The sequence below is a fragment of the Rhizobium sp. BK661 genome, assembly GCF_024808825.1.
Lineage (GTDB): Bacteria > Pseudomonadota > Alphaproteobacteria > Rhizobiales > Rhizobiaceae > Rhizobium.
Genome location: NZ_JANTYT010000012.1, coordinates 111,533 through 132,086 on the forward strand (window position 1 = coordinate 111,533; position 20,554 = coordinate 132,086).

25 protein-coding genes are annotated in these 20,554 nt (G+C 59.8%); 12 read left to right on the forward strand and 13 right to left on the reverse strand.

Features of this window, described 5'->3' with window-relative positions:
* Positions 1-58: 58 nt before the first annotated feature.
* Positions 59-907, reverse strand: coding sequence for an aldo/keto reductase (locus tag FHX16_RS21860; protein WP_183860843.1), 849 nt, complete (start codon positions 905-907; stop codon positions 59-61).
* 159 nt (positions 908-1,066) lie between these two features.
* Between FHX16_RS21860 and FHX16_RS21865 the strand changes: the two genes are divergently transcribed.
* The 4 genes from FHX16_RS21865 to FHX16_RS21880 all read left to right on the forward strand — a co-directional run bounded on the left by FHX16_RS21865 (position 1,067) and on the right by FHX16_RS21880 (position 3,379).
* Complete coding sequence (locus FHX16_RS21865; protein WP_259130351.1) at positions 1,067-1,660, forward strand: LysE family translocator; 594 nt, start codon at positions 1,067-1,069, stop codon at positions 1,658-1,660.
* A gap of 75 nt (positions 1,661-1,735) precedes the next feature.
* Positions 1,736-2,365: a nitrile hydratase subunit alpha gene (gene nthA, locus FHX16_RS21870; protein ID WP_183860839.1), complete on the forward strand. Its 630-nt coding sequence runs from the start codon at positions 1,736-1,738 to the stop codon at positions 2,363-2,365.
* The gene (gene nthB / locus FHX16_RS21875; RefSeq protein WP_183860837.1) at positions 2,362-3,021 is read left to right on the forward strand and encodes a nitrile hydratase subunit beta; all 660 of its coding nucleotides are present in this window, start codon (positions 2,362-2,364) and stop codon (positions 3,019-3,021) included. Before nthA ends, nthB begins: the two co-directional genes overlap by 4 nt.
* Positions 3,008-3,379 carry a nitrile hydratase accessory protein gene (locus FHX16_RS21880; RefSeq protein WP_183860835.1) on the forward strand — a complete coding sequence of 124 codons (372 nt, stop codon included), beginning with the start codon at positions 3,008-3,010 and terminating at the stop codon, positions 3,377-3,379. The genes nthB and FHX16_RS21880 overlap by 14 nt, the downstream gene beginning before the upstream one ends.
* A 3-nt stretch (positions 3,380-3,382) precedes the next feature.
* On the opposite strand, the gene FHX16_RS21885 is transcribed toward FHX16_RS21880, so the two are convergent.
* From FHX16_RS21885 to FHX16_RS21895, 3 genes are read right to left on the reverse strand one after another with little or no spacing between them, the layout of a single operon-like run.
* The gene (locus FHX16_RS21885) at positions 3,383-4,165 is read right to left on the reverse strand and encodes an anti-sigma factor (protein ID WP_259130355.1); all 783 of its coding nucleotides are present in this window, start codon (positions 4,163-4,165) and stop codon (positions 3,383-3,385) included.
* Positions 4,162-4,677, reverse strand: coding sequence for an RNA polymerase sigma factor (locus FHX16_RS21890; protein ID WP_183754677.1), 516 nt, complete (start codon positions 4,675-4,677; stop codon positions 4,162-4,164). The genes FHX16_RS21885 and FHX16_RS21890 overlap by 4 nt, the downstream gene beginning before the upstream one ends.
* 10 nt (positions 4,678-4,687) lie before the next feature.
* Positions 4,688-5,068 carry a lipoprotein gene (locus tag FHX16_RS21895; protein WP_016554447.1) on the reverse strand — a complete coding sequence of 127 codons (381 nt, stop codon included), beginning with the start codon at positions 5,066-5,068 and terminating at the stop codon, positions 4,688-4,690.
* Between the two features lie 220 nt (positions 5,069-5,288).
* Between FHX16_RS21895 and FHX16_RS21900 the strand changes: the two genes are divergently transcribed.
* Entirely contained in the window at positions 5,289-6,416 is a 1,128-nt protein-coding gene (locus FHX16_RS21900; RefSeq protein WP_183754679.1) for an ATP-dependent RecD-like DNA helicase, read from the forward strand.
* A gap of 13 nt (positions 6,417-6,429) precedes the next feature.
* Here FHX16_RS21900 and FHX16_RS21905 read toward each other — a convergent pair whose 3' ends face one another.
* Positions 6,430-7,116, reverse strand: coding sequence for a MerR family transcriptional regulator (locus tag FHX16_RS21905; RefSeq protein WP_183860831.1), 687 nt, complete (start codon positions 7,114-7,116; stop codon positions 6,430-6,432).
* 420 nt (positions 7,117-7,536) lie between these two features.
* On the opposite strand from FHX16_RS21905, the gene FHX16_RS21910 reads away from it, so the two are divergent.
* Complete coding sequence (locus FHX16_RS21910; RefSeq protein WP_183860829.1) at positions 7,537-8,289, forward strand: pyridoxine 5'-phosphate synthase; 753 nt, start codon at positions 7,537-7,539, stop codon at positions 8,287-8,289.
* A gap of 57 nt (positions 8,290-8,346) precedes the next feature.
* Here FHX16_RS21910 and FHX16_RS21915 read toward each other — a convergent pair whose 3' ends face one another.
* Positions 8,347-9,234 carry an SDR family oxidoreductase gene (locus FHX16_RS21915; protein WP_183860827.1) on the reverse strand — a complete coding sequence of 296 codons (888 nt, stop codon included), beginning with the start codon at positions 9,232-9,234 and terminating at the stop codon, positions 8,347-8,349.
* A gap of 117 nt (positions 9,235-9,351) precedes the next feature.
* On the opposite strand from FHX16_RS21915, the gene FHX16_RS21920 reads away from it, so the two are divergent.
* The gene (locus FHX16_RS21920) at positions 9,352-9,768 is read left to right on the forward strand and encodes a helix-turn-helix domain-containing protein (protein WP_183754687.1); all 417 of its coding nucleotides are present in this window, start codon (positions 9,352-9,354) and stop codon (positions 9,766-9,768) included.
* Here FHX16_RS21920 and FHX16_RS21925 read toward each other — a convergent pair.
* From FHX16_RS21925 to FHX16_RS21940, 4 genes are all read right to left on the reverse strand, one after another.
* The gene (locus FHX16_RS21925; RefSeq protein ID WP_183860825.1) at positions 9,754-10,983 is read right to left on the reverse strand and encodes an MFS transporter; all 1,230 of its coding nucleotides are present in this window, start codon (positions 10,981-10,983) and stop codon (positions 9,754-9,756) included. The genes FHX16_RS21920 and FHX16_RS21925 overlap by 15 nt on opposite strands.
* Positions 10,984-11,053: 70 nt before the next feature.
* Positions 11,054-11,671, reverse strand: a complete 618-nt coding sequence (locus tag FHX16_RS21930; RefSeq protein ID WP_183860823.1) for a TetR/AcrR family transcriptional regulator — start codon at positions 11,669-11,671, stop codon at positions 11,054-11,056.
* A 60-nt stretch (positions 11,672-11,731) separates the two neighbouring features.
* Entirely contained in the window at positions 11,732-12,649 is a 918-nt protein-coding gene (locus tag FHX16_RS21935; RefSeq protein ID WP_183860821.1) for a bifunctional helix-turn-helix transcriptional regulator/GNAT family N-acetyltransferase, read from the reverse strand.
* A gap of 64 nt (positions 12,650-12,713) precedes the next feature.
* Positions 12,714-13,433 (reverse strand): aspartate/glutamate racemase family protein, encoded by a 720-nt coding sequence (locus FHX16_RS21940; RefSeq protein WP_259130362.1) that lies wholly within the window; start codon positions 13,431-13,433, stop codon positions 12,714-12,716.
* Between the two features lie 161 nt (positions 13,434-13,594).
* Between FHX16_RS21940 and FHX16_RS21945 the strand changes: the two genes are divergently transcribed.
* Positions 13,595-14,059, forward strand: coding sequence for an Lrp/AsnC family transcriptional regulator (locus FHX16_RS21945; protein ID WP_183860817.1), 465 nt, complete (start codon positions 13,595-13,597; stop codon positions 14,057-14,059).
* 117 nt (positions 14,060-14,176) lie between these two features.
* Positions 14,177-15,448, forward strand: coding sequence for an NAD(P)/FAD-dependent oxidoreductase (locus tag FHX16_RS21950; protein ID WP_183860815.1), 1,272 nt, complete (start codon positions 14,177-14,179; stop codon positions 15,446-15,448).
* A 36-nt stretch (positions 15,449-15,484) separates the two neighbouring features.
* Here the strand turns inward: FHX16_RS21950 and FHX16_RS21955 are convergent, their stop codons facing one another.
* Complete coding sequence (locus FHX16_RS21955) at positions 15,485-16,531, reverse strand: NAD(P)-dependent alcohol dehydrogenase (RefSeq protein WP_114713100.1); 1,047 nt, start codon at positions 16,529-16,531, stop codon at positions 15,485-15,487.
* A gap of 185 nt (positions 16,532-16,716) precedes the next feature.
* On the opposite strand from FHX16_RS21955, the gene FHX16_RS21960 reads away from it, so the two are divergent.
* The 3 genes from FHX16_RS21960 (at position 16,717) to ilvC (ending at position 19,493) form a co-directional block, all read left to right on the forward strand.
* Positions 16,717-17,622: an AraC family transcriptional regulator gene (locus FHX16_RS21960; protein ID WP_183860813.1), complete on the forward strand. Its 906-nt coding sequence runs from the start codon at positions 16,717-16,719 to the stop codon at positions 17,620-17,622.
* Between the two features lie 154 nt (positions 17,623-17,776).
* Positions 17,777-18,427, forward strand: a complete 651-nt coding sequence (locus FHX16_RS21965; RefSeq protein WP_405049309.1) for a TetR/AcrR family transcriptional regulator C-terminal domain-containing protein — start codon at positions 17,777-17,779, stop codon at positions 18,425-18,427.
* A gap of 46 nt (positions 18,428-18,473) precedes the next feature.
* Complete coding sequence (ilvC, locus tag FHX16_RS21970; protein WP_088692034.1) at positions 18,474-19,493, forward strand: ketol-acid reductoisomerase; 1,020 nt, start codon at positions 18,474-18,476, stop codon at positions 19,491-19,493.
* 49 nt (positions 19,494-19,542) lie between these two features.
* Here ilvC and FHX16_RS21975 read toward each other — a convergent pair whose 3' ends face one another.
* Complete coding sequence (locus FHX16_RS21975; RefSeq protein ID WP_183754706.1) at positions 19,543-20,130, reverse strand: bifunctional 2-polyprenyl-6-hydroxyphenol methylase/3-demethylubiquinol 3-O-methyltransferase UbiG; 588 nt, start codon at positions 20,128-20,130, stop codon at positions 19,543-19,545.
* A gap of 92 nt (positions 20,131-20,222) precedes the next feature.
* On the reverse strand, positions 20,223-20,480 hold the full coding sequence (locus tag FHX16_RS21980) for a GlsB/YeaQ/YmgE family stress response membrane protein (RefSeq protein ID WP_183754708.1): 258 nt from the start codon (positions 20,478-20,480) through the stop codon (positions 20,223-20,225).
* Positions 20,481-20,554 lie beyond the last annotated feature (74 nt).

Below are 20,554 nucleotides of genomic sequence, written 5' to 3' on the forward strand. Positions count from 1 at the left end.
GCGCCGACCAGCGATTTCCAGGAAATCGCGACGCGACGTCATAGAAAGCCGCTGGATGTCACAGCATCTCCAGCGGCTTTTTTCTTGCTGGAGGCGGGAAGGCAGTGTCGAGTGCCGCCCAGTCCTCGTCGGTAATATCGAGCGAAACGGCGTCGCGGTTTTCGGTGGCGCGGGCAGCGCTCGATGTCTTCGGGATAACGATTACACCATCGCGCTCCAGCAGGAAGGCAAGCGCCACCTGCGCAGGCGTCGCCTGGTATGCCTTGGCAATGCGGATCAGTTCCGGATGATGCAGGATGCGACCCTGTTCGATCGGCGAATAGGCCATGACAGGGATCTGCCGCTCCTGACAAAATGGAAGCAGATCATATTCGACGCCGCGGCGCGACAGATTGTAGAGGACCTGATTGGCGGCGACGTTGCGGCCATGAGGTACATCAAACAGTTCCTCCATATCGCTCTTGTCGAAGTTGGAAACACCCCAAGCTCCGATCTTGCCCGATGCCTTGAGCCCCTCGAACGCTTCGACGGTTTCCGACAAAGGGTGGTCGCCGCGCCAATGCAACAGATAGAGGTCGATCCGATCCGTCCCGAGACGCGACAGGCTGCCTTCACAGGCGTCGATCGTGCCCTGCCGGCTGGCGTTCCAGGGATACACCTTGCTGACGACAAAGACCTCTTCTCGGCGCCCACGGATTGCCTCGCCGACGATCTTCTCAGCACCGCCATCGGCGTACATTTCCGCCGTATCGATCAGCGTCATGCCGAGATCCAGGCCTGCCCGCAGGCTCTCGATTTCCCGCTTTGCCTCCGAGGATCTCTCGCCCATGTTCCAGGTGCCCTGGCCAAGGGCGGGGACCTCCGCACCGTTCGGAAAGCGGATCGTTGGGATGGCGTCGCCTTGCATGATGTCGTTCCCGGTTTAGGAGAAGATTGGACAGATCGATGATCTTTCAACCAATCCTGTCACCATGACAATGGCCGTGTGGAAAGACGAATTTAGGTCACGTACACTGACCTAAATTCAAAGGCCTCGCCGTACCGGACGCGGGCTTCGGGAGGTTCCATGCCGCTGGACACATTTCTTGCCCTGGTGCTCTTTGCATTTGCAACATCCATAACGCCGGGGCCGAACAATATGATGCTGTTCGCATCCGGCGTGAATTTCGGTTTCCGCCGTACCGTTCCGCATATGCTGGGTATCGGGGCAGGGTTCTTTTCACTGCTGATCGGCGTCGGATTCGGGCTCGGGGCACTCCTGCATACGGTGCCGGCGCTCTACATGACGCTGAAGTTTGCCGGTGGCGCCTATCTTGCCTGGATCGCGTGGAAGATTGCGACGTCGCGTTCTATCGGCGAAGGCAAGAGCGGCGCGAGGCCGATGTCCTTTCTGTCTGCGGCCGCCTTCCAGTGGGTCAATCCGAAGGCCTGGGTCATGGCCGTCACAGCAATGGCGACCTATACGATCCCCGACATCTATCTGGCGAGCGTTCTGATCGTCGGCGGCGCGTTTGCAGTGGTCAACGTGCCAAGCCTGTCGACTTGGGCGGGCTTTGGTTCGGCGCTGCGCGATTGGCTGTCAGAGCCGACACGGCTCAAATGGTTCAACATCACCATGGCCGTACTGTTGGTGCTAAGCCTGTGGCCGTTGTTAAAGTAGATACCGGCAGGCGGTGAGCTTGGCGGCTGGATTTCAACCGCCTAAGATGCGTCACGCATTGGCGGAGGATGTCCCTTGCACGACGACGATCACGACCATCATCACCATCACGACAACCGCTACACGGACATGCAGGCGCGGGTGAGGGCGCTGGAGACTGTCCTGACAGAGAAGGGGCTGATTGATCCGGCAGCGATAGACGTGATTGTTGAGACCTACGAAACAAAGGTCGGTCCCCGCAACGGAGCGCGTGTCGTCGCGAAGGCCTGGAGCGATCTCGAATTTGCGGACTGGTTGCGACAAGATGCGACAGCTGCGATCGCGAGTCTCGGATATGCGGGGCGCCAGGGCGAGCATATGCGTGCGGTGTTCAACACCGACGACACCCACAACCTCGTCGTCTGCACGCTCTGCTCCTGTTACCCCTGGTCTGTGCTTGGCTTGCCGCCGGTGTGGTACAAGGCACCGGCCTATCGCTCGCGGGCAGTCATCGACCCGCGCGGCGTACTGGCAGAGTTCGGCGTTACATTGCCGGAGAGCAAGAAGATCCGCGTCTGGGATTCTACGGCCGAGTTGCGGTATCTCGTTGTTCCGGAGCGGCCGAACGGCACGGACGGTTGGAGCGAGGAACGACTTGCCGATCTCGTCAGCCGTGACGCGATGATTGGAACAGGTCTGGCAGCTGTTCCGGAGAATGCACGATGAACGGCCCGCATGACCTTGGTGGCCAGATGGGCTTTGGCCCAGTCGCGCCGGAAAAGAACGAGCCGTATTTCCATGCCGAGTGGGAGAAGCGGGCACTTGGACTTACGCTGTCCAGCGGCGCGCTTGGCGCCTGGAACATCGATGAGAGCCGCCATACACGCGAAAGCATCCCGCCAGCCGATTACCTTGGCGCGAGCTACTACGAGATCTGGACGCGGGCACTGGAGGTGCTGTTGCAGCGACATGGCTTCGTCACGGCTGCGGAGATCGATGCCGGCCGCAAGCAATCGGATGGCGCGATGCCGAAGCGGGTACTTAAAGCCGATATGGTGGCGGGTGTGCTCGCCAAAGGCGGCCCCTGTGACCGGTCTGTGACAACGGCGCCCCGGTTCGCTGCCGGTGACAAGGTTCGAACCAGAAATTTCAATCCGACCACCCATACGCGGTTACCACGTTATGCGCGCGCGAAATCGGGCGTGGTGGAAGCGGTTCAGGGCTCGTTCGTCTTTCCGGACGACAATGCCCACGGAAGGGGTGAAAACCCGCAATGGGTGTATACCGTTGTGTTCGATGGCGGCGAGATCTGGGGCGAGGGTGCCGATCCGACACTCCGCGTTTCGATCGATGCCTGGGAGAGCTACCTTGAGCCAGTGTGATACACGCTCGCTGCTGGCGCGATCGCCGCAATTGCCAAGATCGGCTGACGGCGAGCCGGTTTTTCCGGAGCCCTGGGCCGCTGAGGCGTTTGCGATGACAGTCCATTTGCATGAGCGGGGACTGTTTACCTGGAGCGAATGGGCGGACGCCCTATCCCGGGAGTTACATGAGCCCGGCCGGGCCGAAGACGGTAGCGACTACTTCGATTGCTGGGTGGCAGCGCTTTCGGCGCTACTCGTCAAACTCGGCGTGGCCGACGCCGACACCATCATCGATCTACAGCGGAGTTGGCAGCGGGCGGCCGAGGCGACACCGCACGGCAAGCCGATCGAACTTGCCAACGATCCGCTGCGCTGAGGCTCAGGACGGAAACTGCCTGTAACATTCCTCCGCGACCTTCCTCAGCAGATCGCGCGAGACTTCGCCGGTAACGGCATAGCCGAGTTCCCCATCGATCCAATAGAAGGTTTCGACATCGCCTGATGAGGCGAAGCGGAAACTGGTCGATTTGTTATCCGCGTTGCGCCCAACGAGCACTGTCAGGCGTTCGCCTGCCTGATCCTCGTACATGAACATCGCGCCAGGGCTGCCATCGACGGGCAACAAGCGGCCGCCGACCAACTTGAAGCCGAGTTCCTGCAGGTTGGGAACCTTGAGGTTCTGCACAGCAAGCCGCTTGCCCAGCCAGGTCGCAAGATGCGCTTCCTCGTTTGCAAAGACCTCCACGGGATGGCGCACTTCTCCGGCGTAGACCAGGAAAGCGTTGCGCGCTTCGTTGGGAAGAGTTTCGAGTTCCGTCAACTGCAGATCCGGCTTCTCGATCAGTGCCGGTCCGTAATGGCCGCTCAGCGCTCCAAGACCAAAAACCACGGCGATCGCGGCTGTCATCGCCAGTCGCTTCGGCCAATTGGCAGGCCGGCTCCGACCTGTGACAAGCTGTACGTCCGCGTCCGTGGACTTCTCATAGCCAGCAAAGAGTGATCGGATCTGGGCATTTTGCACAGTCCATTCCGCCACTCTGGCGGCATCATCCGGATTGTCATCGAGCCATGCCTCGATGCGCGCGCGTCCCTCGTCTGGAAGCTGCCCGTCGGCGTAGGCATGAAGATCCGCTTCGGTCACGGTCTGGTTGATATCTTTCATTTCGGTCTCCGAAGCGTAATGACATTGTCGGCCTTCATCCGCTCTCCTATGCGCTGGCGTGCGCGCGACAGGCGCGACATGACGGTACCGATGGGGATGTCGAGCGCGATCGCAACCTCTTGGTAGGTATAGCCTTCGATGACGACCAGCATCAGCACCGAGCGGTTTTCTTCCGAAAGACTGTTCAGCGCGTCCTCCAGCCGCGAACGTTCGAGCGGATCGGGAGCCGGATCCACCGACACGATCTCTTCGGCGCTATCGAGTTCCACGAACGGGGCGCGGCCGGTCTGGCGCCGACTGTTGCGATAGAGGTTCGTCATGATCGTCAGGACCCAGCCGCGCAGGTTCAACCCGCGCCATTGTCCGCGACGGGTGAGCACCTTCTCGACGCAATCCTGCAGCAAATCCTCGCCATCCGCATCGGAGCGAGTGAGGCTACGGGAGTAGCGCCTCAGCGAGGGAAGGAGGGCCAGGATTTGGCCCTCGAACGTATCATGACCCGGTGTCTTCAAGTCCGTTCGCTCACGGCTTGACGAGATCCCAGTTGCCGCCGACGCCGTCACCGGTGATATCGCCCATCTTCTTGTCTTTGACCCAATAATACAGCGGCATGCCGTCTTTCGCCCACTGCTTGGTGCCGTCCTTCCGTTCGACGATCGAATATGCACCTTCCGGCTTCGCACCGCTAGCGGCCATGAGTGGCGGCCAGTTCTTGGCGCAATCCTCATAGCAATTCGACATGCCTTTATGGTCTTTCTTGAAGGTGTAAAGGGTCATGCCTTTTTCGCCGGCCAGGACCTTGCCCTTGGCGGTGTCGACGGTCTCGACGGGCGGGGCGGCAAAGGCAGCCGTTGCGGCAGCGGAAGCGACGGCAAATGCAACTAGCATCTTTGCGGATTTCATGGGCTCTCTCCTCACATCTTGGGCAGGCTTGATTGCCTTGCCTGACATGAGACACCATCGGTCCCGGTTTTATTCCCCTATCGCCTGTCCGTGGCGCCCTTATTTTTGCGGCGGCGTCGGAAGACTGGGAAGCGTGCCGAGACACCGAACTCCCATAGAGTCGTGCGCCCGGATTTTCAGGGTTGCCTATGTCGGGCGAATCCTGCCAAGTCGATCCACGATGCAATTTGCTCCGCAACAAGACGAAGCCCTCAAGGCCGTTTCCACATGGCTGAAGGAGGGGCGGTCTCCGCTTTTCCGCCTGTTCGGTTATGCCGGCACGGGTAAGACGACGCTTGCGCGCCATTTCGCGGAGCATGTGGACGGTGACGTGCTGTTTGCCGCCTTTACCGGTAAGGCGGCCCAGGTCTTGCGGTCGCGCGGCGCCAGCAACGCAAAGACGATCCACTCGCTGATCTATCGCCCGCGGGGCGAAGAGGCTGTCGAGGACGAAGAGACAGGCAAGACCTCCATCGCCCCGATGTTTTCCATCAACCGGCAGAGCCCGGTTGCCAAAGCCGCCCTTATTGTGGTCGACGAGTGTTCGATGGTGGATGAGGCCCTCGGCCGGGACTTGATGAGCTTCGGAACCCCGATCCTGGTGCTCGGCGATCCAGGTCAGCTTCCTCCGGTTTCTGGCGGCGGCTTCTTCACCAATCAGGAGCCGGACTATCTGCTGACGGATATTCACCGCCAGGCTCGCGACAATCCGATTATCCAGCTCGCGATGCAGGTGCGAGAAGGCAACGAAGTCGGCTATGGCGACTACGGGACAGCGCAGGTTATCTCGAAAGGCGAGGTGAACCAGTCTCTGGTGTTGGATGCTGATCAGGTTCTCGTCGGAACCAATCGGACGCGGCGCAGATACAATCAGCGTCTTCGCGAGCTGAAGGGCTTCACGACCGAGTATCCGCAAACGGGCGACAAGCTCGTTTGCCTGCGCAACGATCCGGCAAAAGGGCTGCTCAACGGCTCGCTCTGGCAGGTGATGACGTCGTCCAAGGAGACGACGAAGCCGGGGATCAACCTGCTGATCCGCCCAGAGGACGATGACATGGATCGCGGCGCGGCCAAGATCAAGCTGCTGAAGCAGGCGTTCGAGGATGGCGAGGGCGAGATTCCCTGGAACACGCGCAAGCGCTACGACGAGTTCGACTACGGCTATGCGCTAACGGTCCACAAGGCACAGGGCTCGCAGTGGAACAATGTCGTGCTGTTCGATGAAAGCTGGGCCTTCCGTGATACCCGCGAACGCTGGCTCTACACCGCCATCACGCGCGCGGCCGAAACGTTGACGATCGTGCGCTAGGTGCTTCTCCCGGTCAGATCTGGACTACACCCAACATGACGGCCTTGGCTATCGCCTGGAAACGGTTGTTGGCGCGGAACTTTTGAATGATGCCGGTTTCCAGAGAGTGTGCTTCCTCGTTCCGAAGGTCGAGGGTGCGTGCAATGCGCTGCGTTGAAAGACCTGCCGCCATCAGAGCCAGGCATCGCGACTCCTGATCCGTGAGTGCCGATCCACCCTGGTTGTCGTTCAGCGGCTGATCATCGCTTGTCTCGCGCTCGAGCAGGTTACTCACCTGCTGCATCTGCCGGTGTAGCGTGGACATTTCAGCGCTGAGTTCGCGCTTGCGGGTGTTAAGCGCGTCGCGAAACAAGGTTTCCGCAGCTTCCTGCGTCTCAGCCTCAATCAGGTCATTCATCAGGTCTTGTATCACCGCAACGGCCATTCCGGCCTCGCGGCAAGCGTTGATGACCGCCATGCGCCTGACGTCGCCCGGCTCGTAGACGCGCATCAGGCCGATTCGGCCGGCGGAGATCAGGCCTTTCTCCTCGTAGAAGTGCAGGGTGCGATGGGTAACGCCGAAGGCATTGGCCATATCGGCTATAGGCACTCTTCCGCGGGGCAGGTCGGCGGGCAATGCCGCTGAAGGGAGGAAACGGTGCCTCGGGCGAGTTTGCGTCACGTGGTCTGAGGTGAACCCTTGATTGTAACCTTCTGCCATGGTCCCTCCCGTTGTGTTCATTATGCGACTGCATTGCAAAGGGTGCGGTTGAGTGGGGTTTCCTCTTAGCGTTCCTGTCCAGTTATCGAAGGACTTGGCGGTGTCTTCTTCGATATCGCAAGCTTACGTTACCCGTGATTGACGTATTTTGTTAGTATCAAAATTAGTGACTTTTAATTTACAGGGCAATCCGCCTTGAAAGCTTCACGAAGCGACGTTGATTCGCGGCGAAAGGGGCCCTGGCGAAACATTTGGCCGTTTAATGCGCGAAGGCCGAACCAAATCTACTTGCAGCCGTTCCGCTAACGGACGAAACGCTCGCGCCATCACGGATTTGCATGCATTCATGTACGAATCTCGTTGGTCCCTGACGACTCATTGGCTTAGAAACACTTGTCCTTCGTTTCAGTGGAACCCGCTATGCCGACTACGCTTTCCGTCAATCTCAATGCCGTCGCGATGCTCCGAAACCGCCGCGATCTACCGTGGCCAAGCATAGAAGGACTCGGGCGGATCGCGCTGCAATCCGGCGCAAGCGGTTTGACCGTGCATCCGCGCCCCGACCAGCGGCACATCCGCTTCTCCGACCTGCCGGTTATCCGCAACTTGATCGACGATGAGTTTCCGGATGCCGAGTTCAATATCGAAGGTTACCCGACTGACGAATTTCTGGAGCTCTGCGCCAGCGTTGCGCCGGAGCAGGTGACGCTGGTTCCTGATGATCCGACGCAAGCGACGTCGGATCATGGCTGGGATTTCCGCAAGCATCGGGACTTCTTGGCTGACGTGATCGGGCGGCTCAAGAAGATGGGAACGCGTGTATCGCTGTTTGCCGACGGCGACGGTGATGCCGAGGCTGTTGGGGTTGCCAAGGTCGTAGGCGCCGACCGAATCGAGCTTTATACGGGTCCCTATGGCGGGTGTTTCGACGCACCGGAGCGGGCCGGACCAATCCTCGAGGCACTGGGCAAGACTGCGGACGCCGCATTGGCGATCGGCTTGGGCGTCAATGCCGGGCACGATTTGACGGTGGCGAATCTGCCGCCGCTGGTAAAGCGAATTCCGAAGCTGGCCGAGGTATCCATTGGCCACGGATTGACGGCAGATGCGCTTGAGTTCGGCATGGCGGAAACGGTGCGGCGGTTCTGCCGGGCGTGCGGCCAGAAGATCTAGACTGGGAATTGGGCGAAAGCCCGCTCCGCGGTGCAAAAGCGGGCCTTGTCGACTGGCTCAAGCGATGAGCGCGGTCTTGTGTGCGACGAAGAAGTCCTTGAGCATTTCGGGCTTCCCGCCGGTCAGCTTCTCATAGTCAGCCGTTACGAGATCAAAGTTGCCGGCGCGGATGTTCGCATCGGCGGAGACGAGCATGTCGGCGACGAAATCAGGCAGTCCGGCGCCGCGCATGCCTTGGCCGAGTTGCTCGTCCGTGACGCTGACGACCTTCAATGGTTTTCCGACTGCATCGGCCAAGACGGCGGCAATCTTGTCAGCGTCCAGGGATTCTGTTCCAGTCAGCGTATAGGTCGCGCTTTGGCTGGTGTTGGAGGCAAGAGATGCGGCGATCGCACGCGCGCAGTCTTCGCGAGAAATGTTTGAAATCTTGCCTTCGCCGGTGGCCGTGTACCAAGTGCCGGAGTGGAGATTGTGCGGCATCCCATGGAGATAGTTCTCCATGTACCAGGCATTGCGAATGATCGTGTAGGGGATGCCCGTCGCCTTGATCGCGTTCTCCGTGCCGAGATGGTCAGGCGCGAAGGTTACCAGCGATTTGTCCGGCGATGGCATTGACGTGTAGGCGATGTGCTTTACGCCTGCCTTGGCGGCTGCATCAACCGCTGCCTTGTGCTGCTTGAGGCGTTGACCGGGGACGGCGAGCGCGTCAGTGCTGATGATCAGCAGCCGATCGACGCCTTTGAAGGCAGCTTCGAGCGAGGCGGCGTCGTCGAAGTCGGCCCTGCGGGTGGCGACACCCTTGGCGGCAAGGTCTCCGAGCTTGGCGGTGTCGCGCGTTGCGGCGATGATGTTTGCAGCAGGAACCGTTTCGGTCTCGAGCAGATGGTGAATGATCCGCTGGCCGAGCTGGCCGGCAGCACCGGTGATGAGAATGGTCTCGCTCATGTCTTTCCTCTAGGTTCGATAAAGGTCTCAAAAAGAGACTAGCTCTAGATTAGGAATTGACTGCGAGCTGTAAAGAGGGCAGTTTTTTCGCTCTACGTTACCAAAAGGGAACCATGCATGAGCGGCGCCGTCCTCAACCTGAAGAACAAGGCTTCCGGCGTTCGTCGCGACGTCGACCTCAGCAACCTCGACTTCGACAATTGCCCGGTTCGGGACATGATGCAGCAAATCGGCGGCAAGTGGTCGACGCTGATGCTCGAGGCGCTCTCCAAGCGTCCGTATCGATTTGGAGAGCTACGGCGGATGATCCCAGACATCTCGCAGCGTATGCTGACGCAGACATTGAGAGACCTGCAGCGTGACGGTTACATCGAGCGGGAGGTTTTTCCGACCAAGCCGCCGAGCGTCGAGTATCGCATGACCGATCTTGGCCGCTCGCTCTACGGCACTCTGGCGCTACTGCTGAACTGGGCGGAAGAAAACCATGATTTGGTTCGCGCCGCCCGGCTCAGATTCGATTCAGCCGACGTCTGAAACTGTCTGCCTGCCGAAGCCTTCCGTAAGGAAGAGAAGGAAGGCGAGGGCTGGAAAGCAAAAACCGATCCATGCAGTCATCGTCCAGCCGCCAGTCGCGTAAGCCCAGCCGCCCACCGCCGATCCGATCGCGCCACCGGTAAAGAACGTCGCCATGTAGAGGCCGTTCAGGCGACTGCGATGCTCGGCGCTGATCGCGTAGACGGCGCGCTGGCCACAGACAAGGTTGGTGGTCACTCCGAAATCGAGCAGGATAGCCGCCGCAGTCAGCAAAAGCAGGGCCGTTAGGGAGCTGTCCGTCGCGAATTGACTGATGAGAAACGCCGACATTCCAAGCAGCATCGCCAGTGTGGAAGCCGCTCTCGTGAGCCCGCGGTCGGCGAGCCGTCCGGCGATCGGCGAGGCCACAGCGCCAGCCGCGCCAGCGAGCGCGAATAGTGCGATACCGTTCTGCGTCAGCCCAAATTGAGGGCCAGCAAGGAGTAGCGGCGTGGTAGTCCAGAAGAGACTGAAGGCACCGAACATGCCCGCCTGATAAAGCGCGCGACGCTGGAGAACGCGGGAGTGGAGGGCGAGGTCTGCCATCGAAGCAAGCAGCTTGCCGTAGCTCAGTCGCGTGTGGGGGACACGGACCGGAAGCTTGGCTCTTAGAATGACGACGAGCACGACCATGGCGGCGGCAGTCAGGAAGTAAACCATGTGCCAGGACGTCGCCTCCGCAACGAAGCTGGCGAACGGGCGTGCCAGCATGATGCCGCAGAGTAGCCCGCTCATGACGTTACCGACGACGCGCCCCCGGATTGCGTCCGGCGCCATATGAGCAGCAAAGGGGACGAGTACCTGGACGGCAACCGAGGCGAGACCGATGCTCAATGAGGCCAAAAGAAACATTGCGGGAGTCGATGACAGACCTGCACCCACCAAGGCAACGGCGGAGACCGCAATAAGCGTCAGCACGAGCCTGCGGTTTTCCAGAAGATCGCCGAGCGGAACGATCAATAGGAGGCCCAGACCGTAACCGATCTGGGTCAGCGTAACGATCAGGCCTGTTGCCGCTGGCGTGAAGCCGAGAGACGCGCTGATCGGGCCGGCGAGCGGCTGACCATAATAGAGATTCGCCGCGACAAGTCCGCACGCGGCGGCGAAAAGAAATGTCATCAACGGCGAGATCGTCTGTGGCGCGACGGGTTTTCGCGTGTTGGTCGAAAGGCTCATAGTAGGCTCCGGTGGGGCTATCGGATGTCAAAAAAGGTTGCGCGCTGAAGCGGGTCTTATTCAACCCGTTTCACGCCAGAAGTTTCATTGCAGTTGCAGCGACCGCGGCCATCTCGTCTTCGCTGGGTCCCGTTTTGCCCACTACGCGCATTCCCATGGTCAAGCAAAGGAGCGAGCGGGCGGTGGCGGCAATGTCGATGTCGCCTGAGATTGAGCCATCGCTTTGGCCGAGTCGGAGGAGATCGGCGATCAGGGCCTCGTTGCTGGCAAAGGCAGCAGCGACATGTTCGGCGGCCTTCTCGTCGAAGAGGGCGAGATCGTTCGCACTGCCGACGACCAGGCAGCCACGCAGACCGGCGGCGCCGTGCGAGGAGAGCGCGTAGTGTGTCAGGACCTCGCGGATCTTGTCGCGGCCGGTTTCGGCTTTCGCCATGCGTTCGTCCAGCAACGCGCGACGAATGGTCCGATATCGGTCGAAAGCAGCGAGGAACACGCCGCGCTTGTCCTTGAAAGCCTTGTAGATGCTGCCTGAAGCAAGGCCCATGGCTTCGGTAAGCTCACTGATCGACGCGGCCTGATAGCCGCGCTCGGAAAAGACCTGCAGCGCTTTGTCGAGCGCTGCGTCGCGATCGAATTCGCGTGGTCTACCGCGTGTCCGGGTCGTCTCAGTGAAGGTCGCCATGGTCATGGCGGAATAATTAGGAAATGATCGTTTCCAAATCAAGCGAAACTTTTGGGACGCAGCAAATCAGAGGTCAAGAACCCAGGTTTGGCCATTCTCCTCCGGACCAAACATTCGGTGTCGCTCTTCGGAGACAAGGCGAAAGCCCGCCTTCACATAGATGCCGCGCGCCGCGTGCAGAACGTCGTTCGTCCAGAGCGATACCTGACGGTATTTCTTCGCCCTCGCGAACCGAATGCACTCGTCCACCAGCATCTTGCCGAGTCCGAGACCGCGCGCCGCCTTGTCCACGTAGAGCAAGCGAAGCTTGGCGATGCCGTCGCCGCCGTTGGTGACGAGGATAGAGCCGACGTTGATGCCTGCACGTTCTGCGATCCAACAATACTCCATTGAAGGATCGAAATTTGCCAGGAACTTGCCGGCGACCTCGGCGACAAGACCCTCGAAGCGCATGTCCCAGCCGTACTCCTCGGTATAGGCTTTTCCCTGGCTCTGAACGATCCAGCCGATATCCCCAGGCTGATGCGCTCGGACGATTAACGGAGGTGGCGACGCGTCGGAATCCAGCAGTGAACGGATGGCCGTCATTGCAGTCACGATGCTTTGGGGTTCGCCATCGACCAGCGTTGCAAAACGCTCTGCGATCTGAGCGTTGGAGCGTCGGCCAAGTTCCTCGAACTGATCGTGTCCCTTGGTGGTGACTGTGATGATCTGGCTGCGAAGGTCACTGGGATCAGGCGCCGTATCAATCAGTCCGGCGGCACGAAAGCGCTTGAGGATGCGGCTGAGATAGGCGGGGTCGAGATGCAGATCGCGCGCCAACGCGACGGCGCTGACGCCCTTGCTGGAGCCGATCTCGAAGAGCACACGCGCGTCAGTCAGCGTGAACTCGGTATCGAGATAGGCCTTGTTCAAGACCCCCAAGAAGTTTGTGTAGAAGCGATTGAAGTCGCGGGCAGCGTCGATCAAACCTGAATCAGCCATGGACAAAACCTCCGATTAGGAGATTTTGTCCTGCTTTTATTTGACTGAGTCAATTAAATTCACATTAGGCGGCGACCGTCTCGTCAACTGCTTCGTCAGCGAGCGCGAACTCGACAGCCGCCCTTGCATGGATCTCAGTCGTGTCGAAGCCGGGTAGCGGCAGCCGGTTCGGGTCGAGGATGAGGCAGATTTCCGTGCAACCGAGAATGATTCCATCTGCACCCTTGGCACGCTCCCGTTCGATGATCTGCATCAGTTTCTCACGCGAGCTGTCTAGCACCTTGCCGGCGCAAAGCTCGTTGAAGATGATGTCGTGAACGGATGTCCGGTCGGCGGCTTCGGGAACCACGATGTCGACGCCGAGCCTCTTCATGCGATCGGCATAGAAGCCATGCTCCATTGTGTATCGGGTCGCAAGCAGCAGCGGGCGCTTGCATCCGGCTGCCTTCAGTGATTCAGCGGTCTCGTCGATGATGTGAATCAGCGGCACGGAGATGCGTGAGGCAACCTGATCGGCGATCAGGTGCATGGTGTTCGTGCAGATCAGCACGCAACGCGCGCCGGCAATTTGCAGATGCAGGGCAACGTCGCCGAGCCGGTTTGCGGCGGCGTCCCAGTCACCGGCTTTCTGCATCGAAACAATCTCGTCGAAATTGACGGAGTGCATCAACAACTCCGCCGAAGACAGTCCACCGAGGCGCTCGCGCACCATCTCATTGATCATGCGATAATAAACCGCCGAGCTTTCGAAGCTCATTCCGCCGATCAGTCCGATTGTTTGCATTCTGGTTATGCTCCCCGTCTGGAATTTCCTATTGGCGAAATCATGCATCAATCATCGCGCAAATGGTTTGCTTTCTTTGATCCGAACTCCCCATTTGCGCTGTAGTTTTGCACAAGATGGCAATATTGTGCAAAATTAACTCGCCACTCCTGGAGGGCTCAATGCTGGATGATCGCGACCGCCGAATCCTTGAATTATTGCAGGCTGATGCCGGCATTTCGGTGACGGATCTTGCGGAGAAGGTCGCTTTGTCGGTCTCGGCCTGTTCACGGCGCATCCAGCGGCTGGAGGAGAGCGGTCACATTGCACGGCGGATCGTGGTGCTCGACCGCGCGAAGATGGGCGTCCCGACAACGGTGTTTGCGTTGATCAAGACGGCACACCACACGGACGAATGGATCGAGACATTTCGCCGGGCAATCAGCGCCGTTCCCGAGATCGTCGAGGCGCACCGCCTTACCGGGAACTACGATTACATTCTGAAAATCGTACTCCCGCGCGTCGAGCACTACGACGTGATCTACAAGCAAATCGTTCGCAAGATCGAACTCTTCGACGTCTCCGCGTCCATATCGATGGAGTTGCTGAAAAGCGGAACATCGATCCCCGTGGCCTACGCGGACTGACCGCCGTCGATACTTCTCGACCATCGCCGTGAGCAGGCGAGCTATGCGGAAAGGAAGCTTGAAAGCTGCGTTGGATCAACGACATTGGCTTTGGCGAAATGACACGGAAGGCAGGTCATGAGCGAGCAACATGTTGTCGTTATCGGCGGTGGCTTCGGTGGATTGCAACTGGTCAACGATCTCAAGGGCGCAGGGCTTCGGATCACGCTCGTCGACCGACGCAATCATCATCTCTTCCAGCCTCTGCTGTACCAGGTGGCGACAACGATCCTTTCCACATCCGAAATCGCGTGGCCCATCCGGCATCTCTATAGCGACCGGCAGGATGTGACGACGTTGCTTGGTGAAGTCGTTGGCGTCGATACCGCCGTAAAGGAAGTTTCCTTACGTAGCGGCATGACGCTGCGTTATGACACCCTCGTTCTCGCCACAGGCGCGACCCACGCTTACTTTGGGCGCGACGATTGGGAGCCGGTGGCGCCTGGGCTCAAGACATTGGAGGATGCGACGACAATTCGTCGGCGCGTGCTGCTGGCCTTCGAACGGGCCGAGACTGAAGCCGATCCTGCCGTTCGCGATGCGCTTCTGACTTTTACGATCGTCGGCGCTGGGCCGACCGGTGTCGAACTTGCCGGAATCATCGCCGAACTCGCACGCAAGACCCTGCCGCGCGAGTTTCGCAGTATCGATACGCGAAAGACGCGGGTCGTCCTTGTCGAGGCTGGGCCAAGAGTGCTTCCGACCTTCGCCGAGGAGCTTTCTACCTATGCCAGCAAGGCTCTCACTGAACTGGGCGTCGAGTTGCATATCGGCGAACGGGTTATGGAATGCACAGCAGAAGGTGTCTCGACAAGTGAGGGGTTCATCGCCAGCCGCACGATTGTCTGGGCTGCAGGCGTGCAGGCATCGCCCGCGGCCAAGTGGCTCGATGTTCCGGCAGATCGGGCGGGGCGCGTCATCGTTGGGAAGGATTTGACGGCACCAGGACTTCCGGATGTCTTTGTCGTCGGGGACACGGCGTCGGTTATCCAGGAAGGCGGTGCTCCCGTGCCTGGAATCGCACCGGCTGCGAAGCAGCAGGGCGCTTATGTCGCCAAGGTGATCCGGGCGCGCCTCGCGGCGAAGCCGGCGCCTCCGCCGTTCCGCTACCGCCATCAGGGCAGCCTTGCGACGATCGGTCAAAGTGCCGCCATCATCGATTTCGGCCGCATCAAACTGAAAGGCTGGATTGCCTGGTGGATATGGGGGATTGCCCATATCTACTTCCTGATCGGGACGCGTTCGCGTTTCGCGGTGGCCTGGAGTTGGCTGTGGATCTATCTGAGTGGCCAGCATAGCGCGCGGCTGATTACGCAGAAAGAAACGATGCGCGACGACGATCGGAAATAGAAAAAGGGCGGCTCAAGGCCGCCCTTTGCGTCTTTGTCAGGCAGCCAGCGAGGCGATATCGATGACGAAGCGGTAGCGAACGTCGCTCTTCAGAACGCGTTCGTAAGCTTCGTTGACCTGCTGAATGTTGATCGTCTCGATCTCGGAGACGATGTTGTGCTCGCCACAGAAATCCAGCATTTCCTGGGTTTCCTTGATCGAGCCGATCATCGAGCCGGAAATGCTCTTGCGGCCTGGGATCAGCGAGAAAGCGTGGACCGGGATCGGGTTTTCCGGTGCGCCGACCACGACGAAGGCGCCGTCGACCTTGACCAGACCGAGATAGGCATTCCAGTCAATTTCAGCGCTGACCGTGCAGATCACCAGATCGAAGGCACCGGCGAGCTTTTGGAATGTCGCCGGGTCGTTGGTAGCGTAGTATTCCTTGGCGCCGAGCTTGAGACCGTCTTCCTTCTTGGAGAGGGTTTGCGACAGAACGGTAATCTCAGCCCCCATGGCCGCGCCGAGCTTGACGCCCATGTGCCCGAGGCCACCCATGCCGACGATTGCGATCTTCTTGCCGGGACCGGCATTCCAGTGACGCAGCGGCGAATAGAGCGTGATGCCGGCGCAGAGCAACGGGGCGGAAGCATCGAGCGGAAGGTTGTCCGGGATGTTCATCACGTAGCCTTCCTTGACGACGATCGAGTCGGAGTAACCGCCCTGAGTGCGCGTCTTGCCGTCGGCTTCGAATTCGTTGTAGGTGCCGACGAGACCCGGCATGTACTGCTCGCGGTCGACGTCGCGGGTCGCACAGCCGACGCAGCTGTCGACGAAGCAGCCAACGCCGACGCGGTCGCCGACCTTGAACTTGGTCACCGCCGAGCCGACGGCGGAGACGATGCCGGCAATCTCATGGCCCGGCACGATCGGGTAAACGGCGTTCTTCCATTCGTTGCGGACGGTATGGATATCCGAATGGCAGATGCCGGCAAACTTGATGTCGATCACAACGTCATCCGGATTGGGGTCGCGTCGTTCGAACGTAAAGGGGGTAAGTGGTTTCGACGCGTCAGTGGCAGCATAGCCTTTTGCGATAGGCATCCGAGACTTCCTTTCGGGTTGCTGGGAGGATGGCCGAAGATGCAACGGATCGAGTTCCATGCGGTAGAGCAATCCTCCGCGGTTTTTGCACGATCCTGCAAAATTGAAGGGACGGGCTATTCTCGGGCGCGCGAACCTATCCTAGATACTGCGCATCCCGGCGCCGCAGATGAAGGTTTCCTCGCATGACATTGCCGTTCAATCCCTACCAGGAAATTGCTTCGATTGCCGCTCGACATGCCGGCGCCGAGGGTGAGTTCCGCACCGCCATCGAGAGCCTTGGGATCAGCCGCCGGCATACGCCGAGCGCACCCTGTCACGGCAGCTACCGGCCCTGCATTGCCATTGTTATCCAAGGGGCCAAGAGCCTCCGTCTCGGAACCGACGTCATCAACTATGGGGCAGGCGATTATCTTCTGACGTCGCTCGATCTGCCTGTCATCTGGCGCGTGGTCGAGGCGAGCGCCGAGATTCCTCATTTTTGTCTGACGCTCGGCATCAATAGCGAAAAGGTTCTCGAATTGCTGAGTCGAGCCGATATTCCACGGCCGATAGCGCAGGGGCCGGGCCGCGGCATTGCGGTGAATGTTGCGACGCCGGAGTTTCTGGATGCGGCCGTTCGGCTGCTGCGTTTGCTCGATCGTCCAAAGGATATCGCAGCGATGGCGCCGTTGATCGAGCAGGAGATCCTCTACCGTGTGCTCACTGGGCCTGATGGCGGTCGGCTGATCAACATCGCAGTCGCCGATAGTCACGGCAACCGCATCGCGCGAGCCATTGCCTGGCTGCGGCAGCATTTCGCAAGCTCGCTGCGGATCGAGGATCTCGCCGAGCAGGTCAATATGAGCGTCTCGTCTTTCCATCATCATTTCAAGTCGATCACGGCGATGACGCCGGTGCAATATCAGAAGCAGTTGAGGCTGCATGAGGCTCGCCGTCTAATGCTAGTCGAACGCCTGGATGCCGGAACGGCGGGGCATCGGGTCGGCTACCAGAGCCCGTCGCAGTTCAGTCGCGAATACAGCCGGATCTACGGTTTGTCACCCGCGCGAGACATGGAGGCTGCGCGCGAACCGGTCGAGCGCACTTGAGCGTGCGTGGTTGATCTCGAGCGGGACGTGAACGGCCGAGATTTTTGAGTGTGTTGCAGTATGAGATTTTCCCCACAGGCCGCTTGACGCGCATGGTGGATTGCAGCATAAAGCCCGCGAACCGTACCGTACGGTACTTATTGGGAGTGAGGCCGTGGCCGTCGATAATTTGGAGCCCAGCGAGTTTTCGCCGCGCCAAAACGCAGTTCTAGAGCAGGCATTGCGGCTGCTCGTCGATGGCGGCGAAAAGGCGTTGACGACGTCGGGCGTTGCCCGTGCCGCAAACTGCTCCAAGGAAAGCCTCTATAAGTGGTTCGGCGATCGCGACGGACTGCTGTCCGCCATGATCGCCTATCAGGCCAGCAAGGTGCGCACCTTCGAGCGCAATGGCGAGCGGCTGACATCAGCCAGCCTGCACGATCACCTTGTCATCTTCGCAAAGGACCTGCTTGAGGTTCTCGCCGGTGATGTTTCGCTGGCGCTCAACCGTCTGGCCATCGGCCAGTCGCATCGCGACGGCTCCAAGCTCGGCAAGCTGCTCCTTGAGCGGGGCCGCCGCCAGATTGATCGCCGCGCCATGGGCCTGATCGACGCGGGCAAGCGCGCCGGGCTTTTGCGCTTCCATGATGCCGATGAGGCATATCACACGCTCTACGGCCTGATCGTTTCCGATCTGCATGTTCGCATGCTGCTCGGCGAGCCGGGTCTCAAGGATACCGCGCGTCAGGCGGAGAGGGCGGTTTCCGCCTTTCTGCGCCTCTACGGCACGGAAAAGGTTTTGGCGGAGATGCCGCTGGTCGGCTGATCCCACTTACAACAGTCACAGGACAAGCAAAGGGAAGGACATTCAAATGCGCGTCTATTACGATCGTGATGCAGACCTCAACCTCATCAAGTCGAAGAACGTCGTCATCGTCGGCTACGGTTCCCAGGGTCGCGCACACGCCCTGAACCTGAAGGACAGCGGCCATGCCAACGTGGCGATCGCTCTCAAGGCCGGTTCGGCAACCATCAAGAAGGCAGAAGCTGACGGCTTCAAGGTCATGACCGTTGCCGATGCCGCCAAGTGGGGCGACCTGATCATGATGGCAACGCCTGACGAACTGCAGGCCGACATCTACAAGGCCGACATCGCCGGCAACATTCGTGACGGCGCGGCTATCGCCTTCGCACACGGCCTTAACGTTCACTTCGGCCTGATCGAGCCGAAGGCTTCGCTCGACGTCGTCATGATCGCGCCGAAGGGCCCGGGCCACACGGTTCGCGGCGAATACCAGAAGGGCGGCGGCGTTCCCTGCCTCGTTGCTGTTCACCAGAACGCTTCGGGCAACGCTCTTGAACTCGCTCTCTCCTACGCTTGCGGCGTCGGCGGCGGTCGTTCGGGCATCATCGAAACCAACTTCCGCGAAGAATGCGAAACCGACCTCTTCGGCGAACAGGTCGTTCTCTGCGGCGGTCTCGTCGAGCTGATCCGCGCCGGCTTCGAAACGCTGGTTGAAGCAGGCTACGCGCCTGAAATGGCATACTTCGAGTGCCTGCACGAAGTGAAGCTGATCGTCGACCTGATCTATGAAGGCGGTATCGCCAACATGAACTACTCGATCTCGAACACGGCGGAGTGGGGCGAATACGTCACCGGCCCGCGCATCATCACGGCTGAAACCAAGGCTGAAATGAAGCGCGTCCTGCACGACATCCAGACCGGCAAGTTCACGTCCGACTGGATGCAGGAATACAAGGCTGGCGGCTCGCGCTTCAAGGGCATCCGCCGCATGAACGACAGCCACCAGATCGAAGAAGTCGGCGCGAAGCTCCGCGGCATGATGCCTTGGATCGGCAAGAACAAGCTGGTCGACAAGTCCGTCAACTAAGCGGCTTCAAAGTGCTGGATCACGAAGGCCGGGACGAAAGTTCCGGCCTTTATTTTTGCGTCCGTACAGCAAGCCAGCGGGTAGGCTTTCCATCATAGCCGGTGCCGTCGCCTTCACTGATGACTATGTTATGCCAGCCTCCATTGCTCAGCATTTCCGAGAGTAGCTCCGCCGACGGATAGTTGTAGTAGCGACCGAACGCATCGTGCCCTTCGGCCTCGCCCGCCTTGAAAGTGGCGTGAAAGGTGCCGCCGGGCCGCAACGCAGTGCGGATCCGTTCCAGCACCTCGGGAAGGGTGGCTCGCGGGACGTGCACCAAGCTTGCCTCTGCCCAAACGCCATCGAATGCTTCTTCCTCGTCCAGATCCTCGAAGCGCAGGACCGCGACGGAGTGACCGAGGAGGCTTTCGGCCTGCCTGGCTATTTCCGGTGATCCGTCTGTCGGCATTACGGCGAAGCCCTTCGACAGCATATACTCGCTGTCCTGTCCTCCACCGCAACCCAGATCGAGGATCGCCGCACCGGGCGGGAGCAACGACAGAAAGGCATCGAGCCGCCGTACCGGCAGCTTGCGTTGCCGCGAGGCATAGGTTGCCGCGTTGTCGTCGTAGAATGAAGATGTACTCTCGTCTGCCATGATCGTTTGCCCGATGCGCCAAGGCCGGAGTTACACGCACAAAGTCGCCGCCTTTGAGGCAGCGCTCATCCCGTCGACATAGAAATGGCGAGCTAAACGGACCGGCGCCCGCTGACGGCGTGGTACAGCCAGAGAACAACGACAGCACCGATGACCGCGACGACGAGGCTGTAGATATTGATGCCCGTTACGCCCGATGCGCCGAAGAAGCTGAAGATGACGCCGCCGACGATCGCTCCAACGATGCCGAGGACGATGTCCATCAACATCCCCGCGCCCGACTTGTTGACGATCTTGCTGCCGATGAATCCCGCGATCAGTCCAAGGATAATCCAACTGATTACTGACATCCGCCGTGTCCCTCCTTGATTGGTTGAATATTCAGACCATCTTCCCGTTTAGCTAAATAGCTCGCCGGGGAATT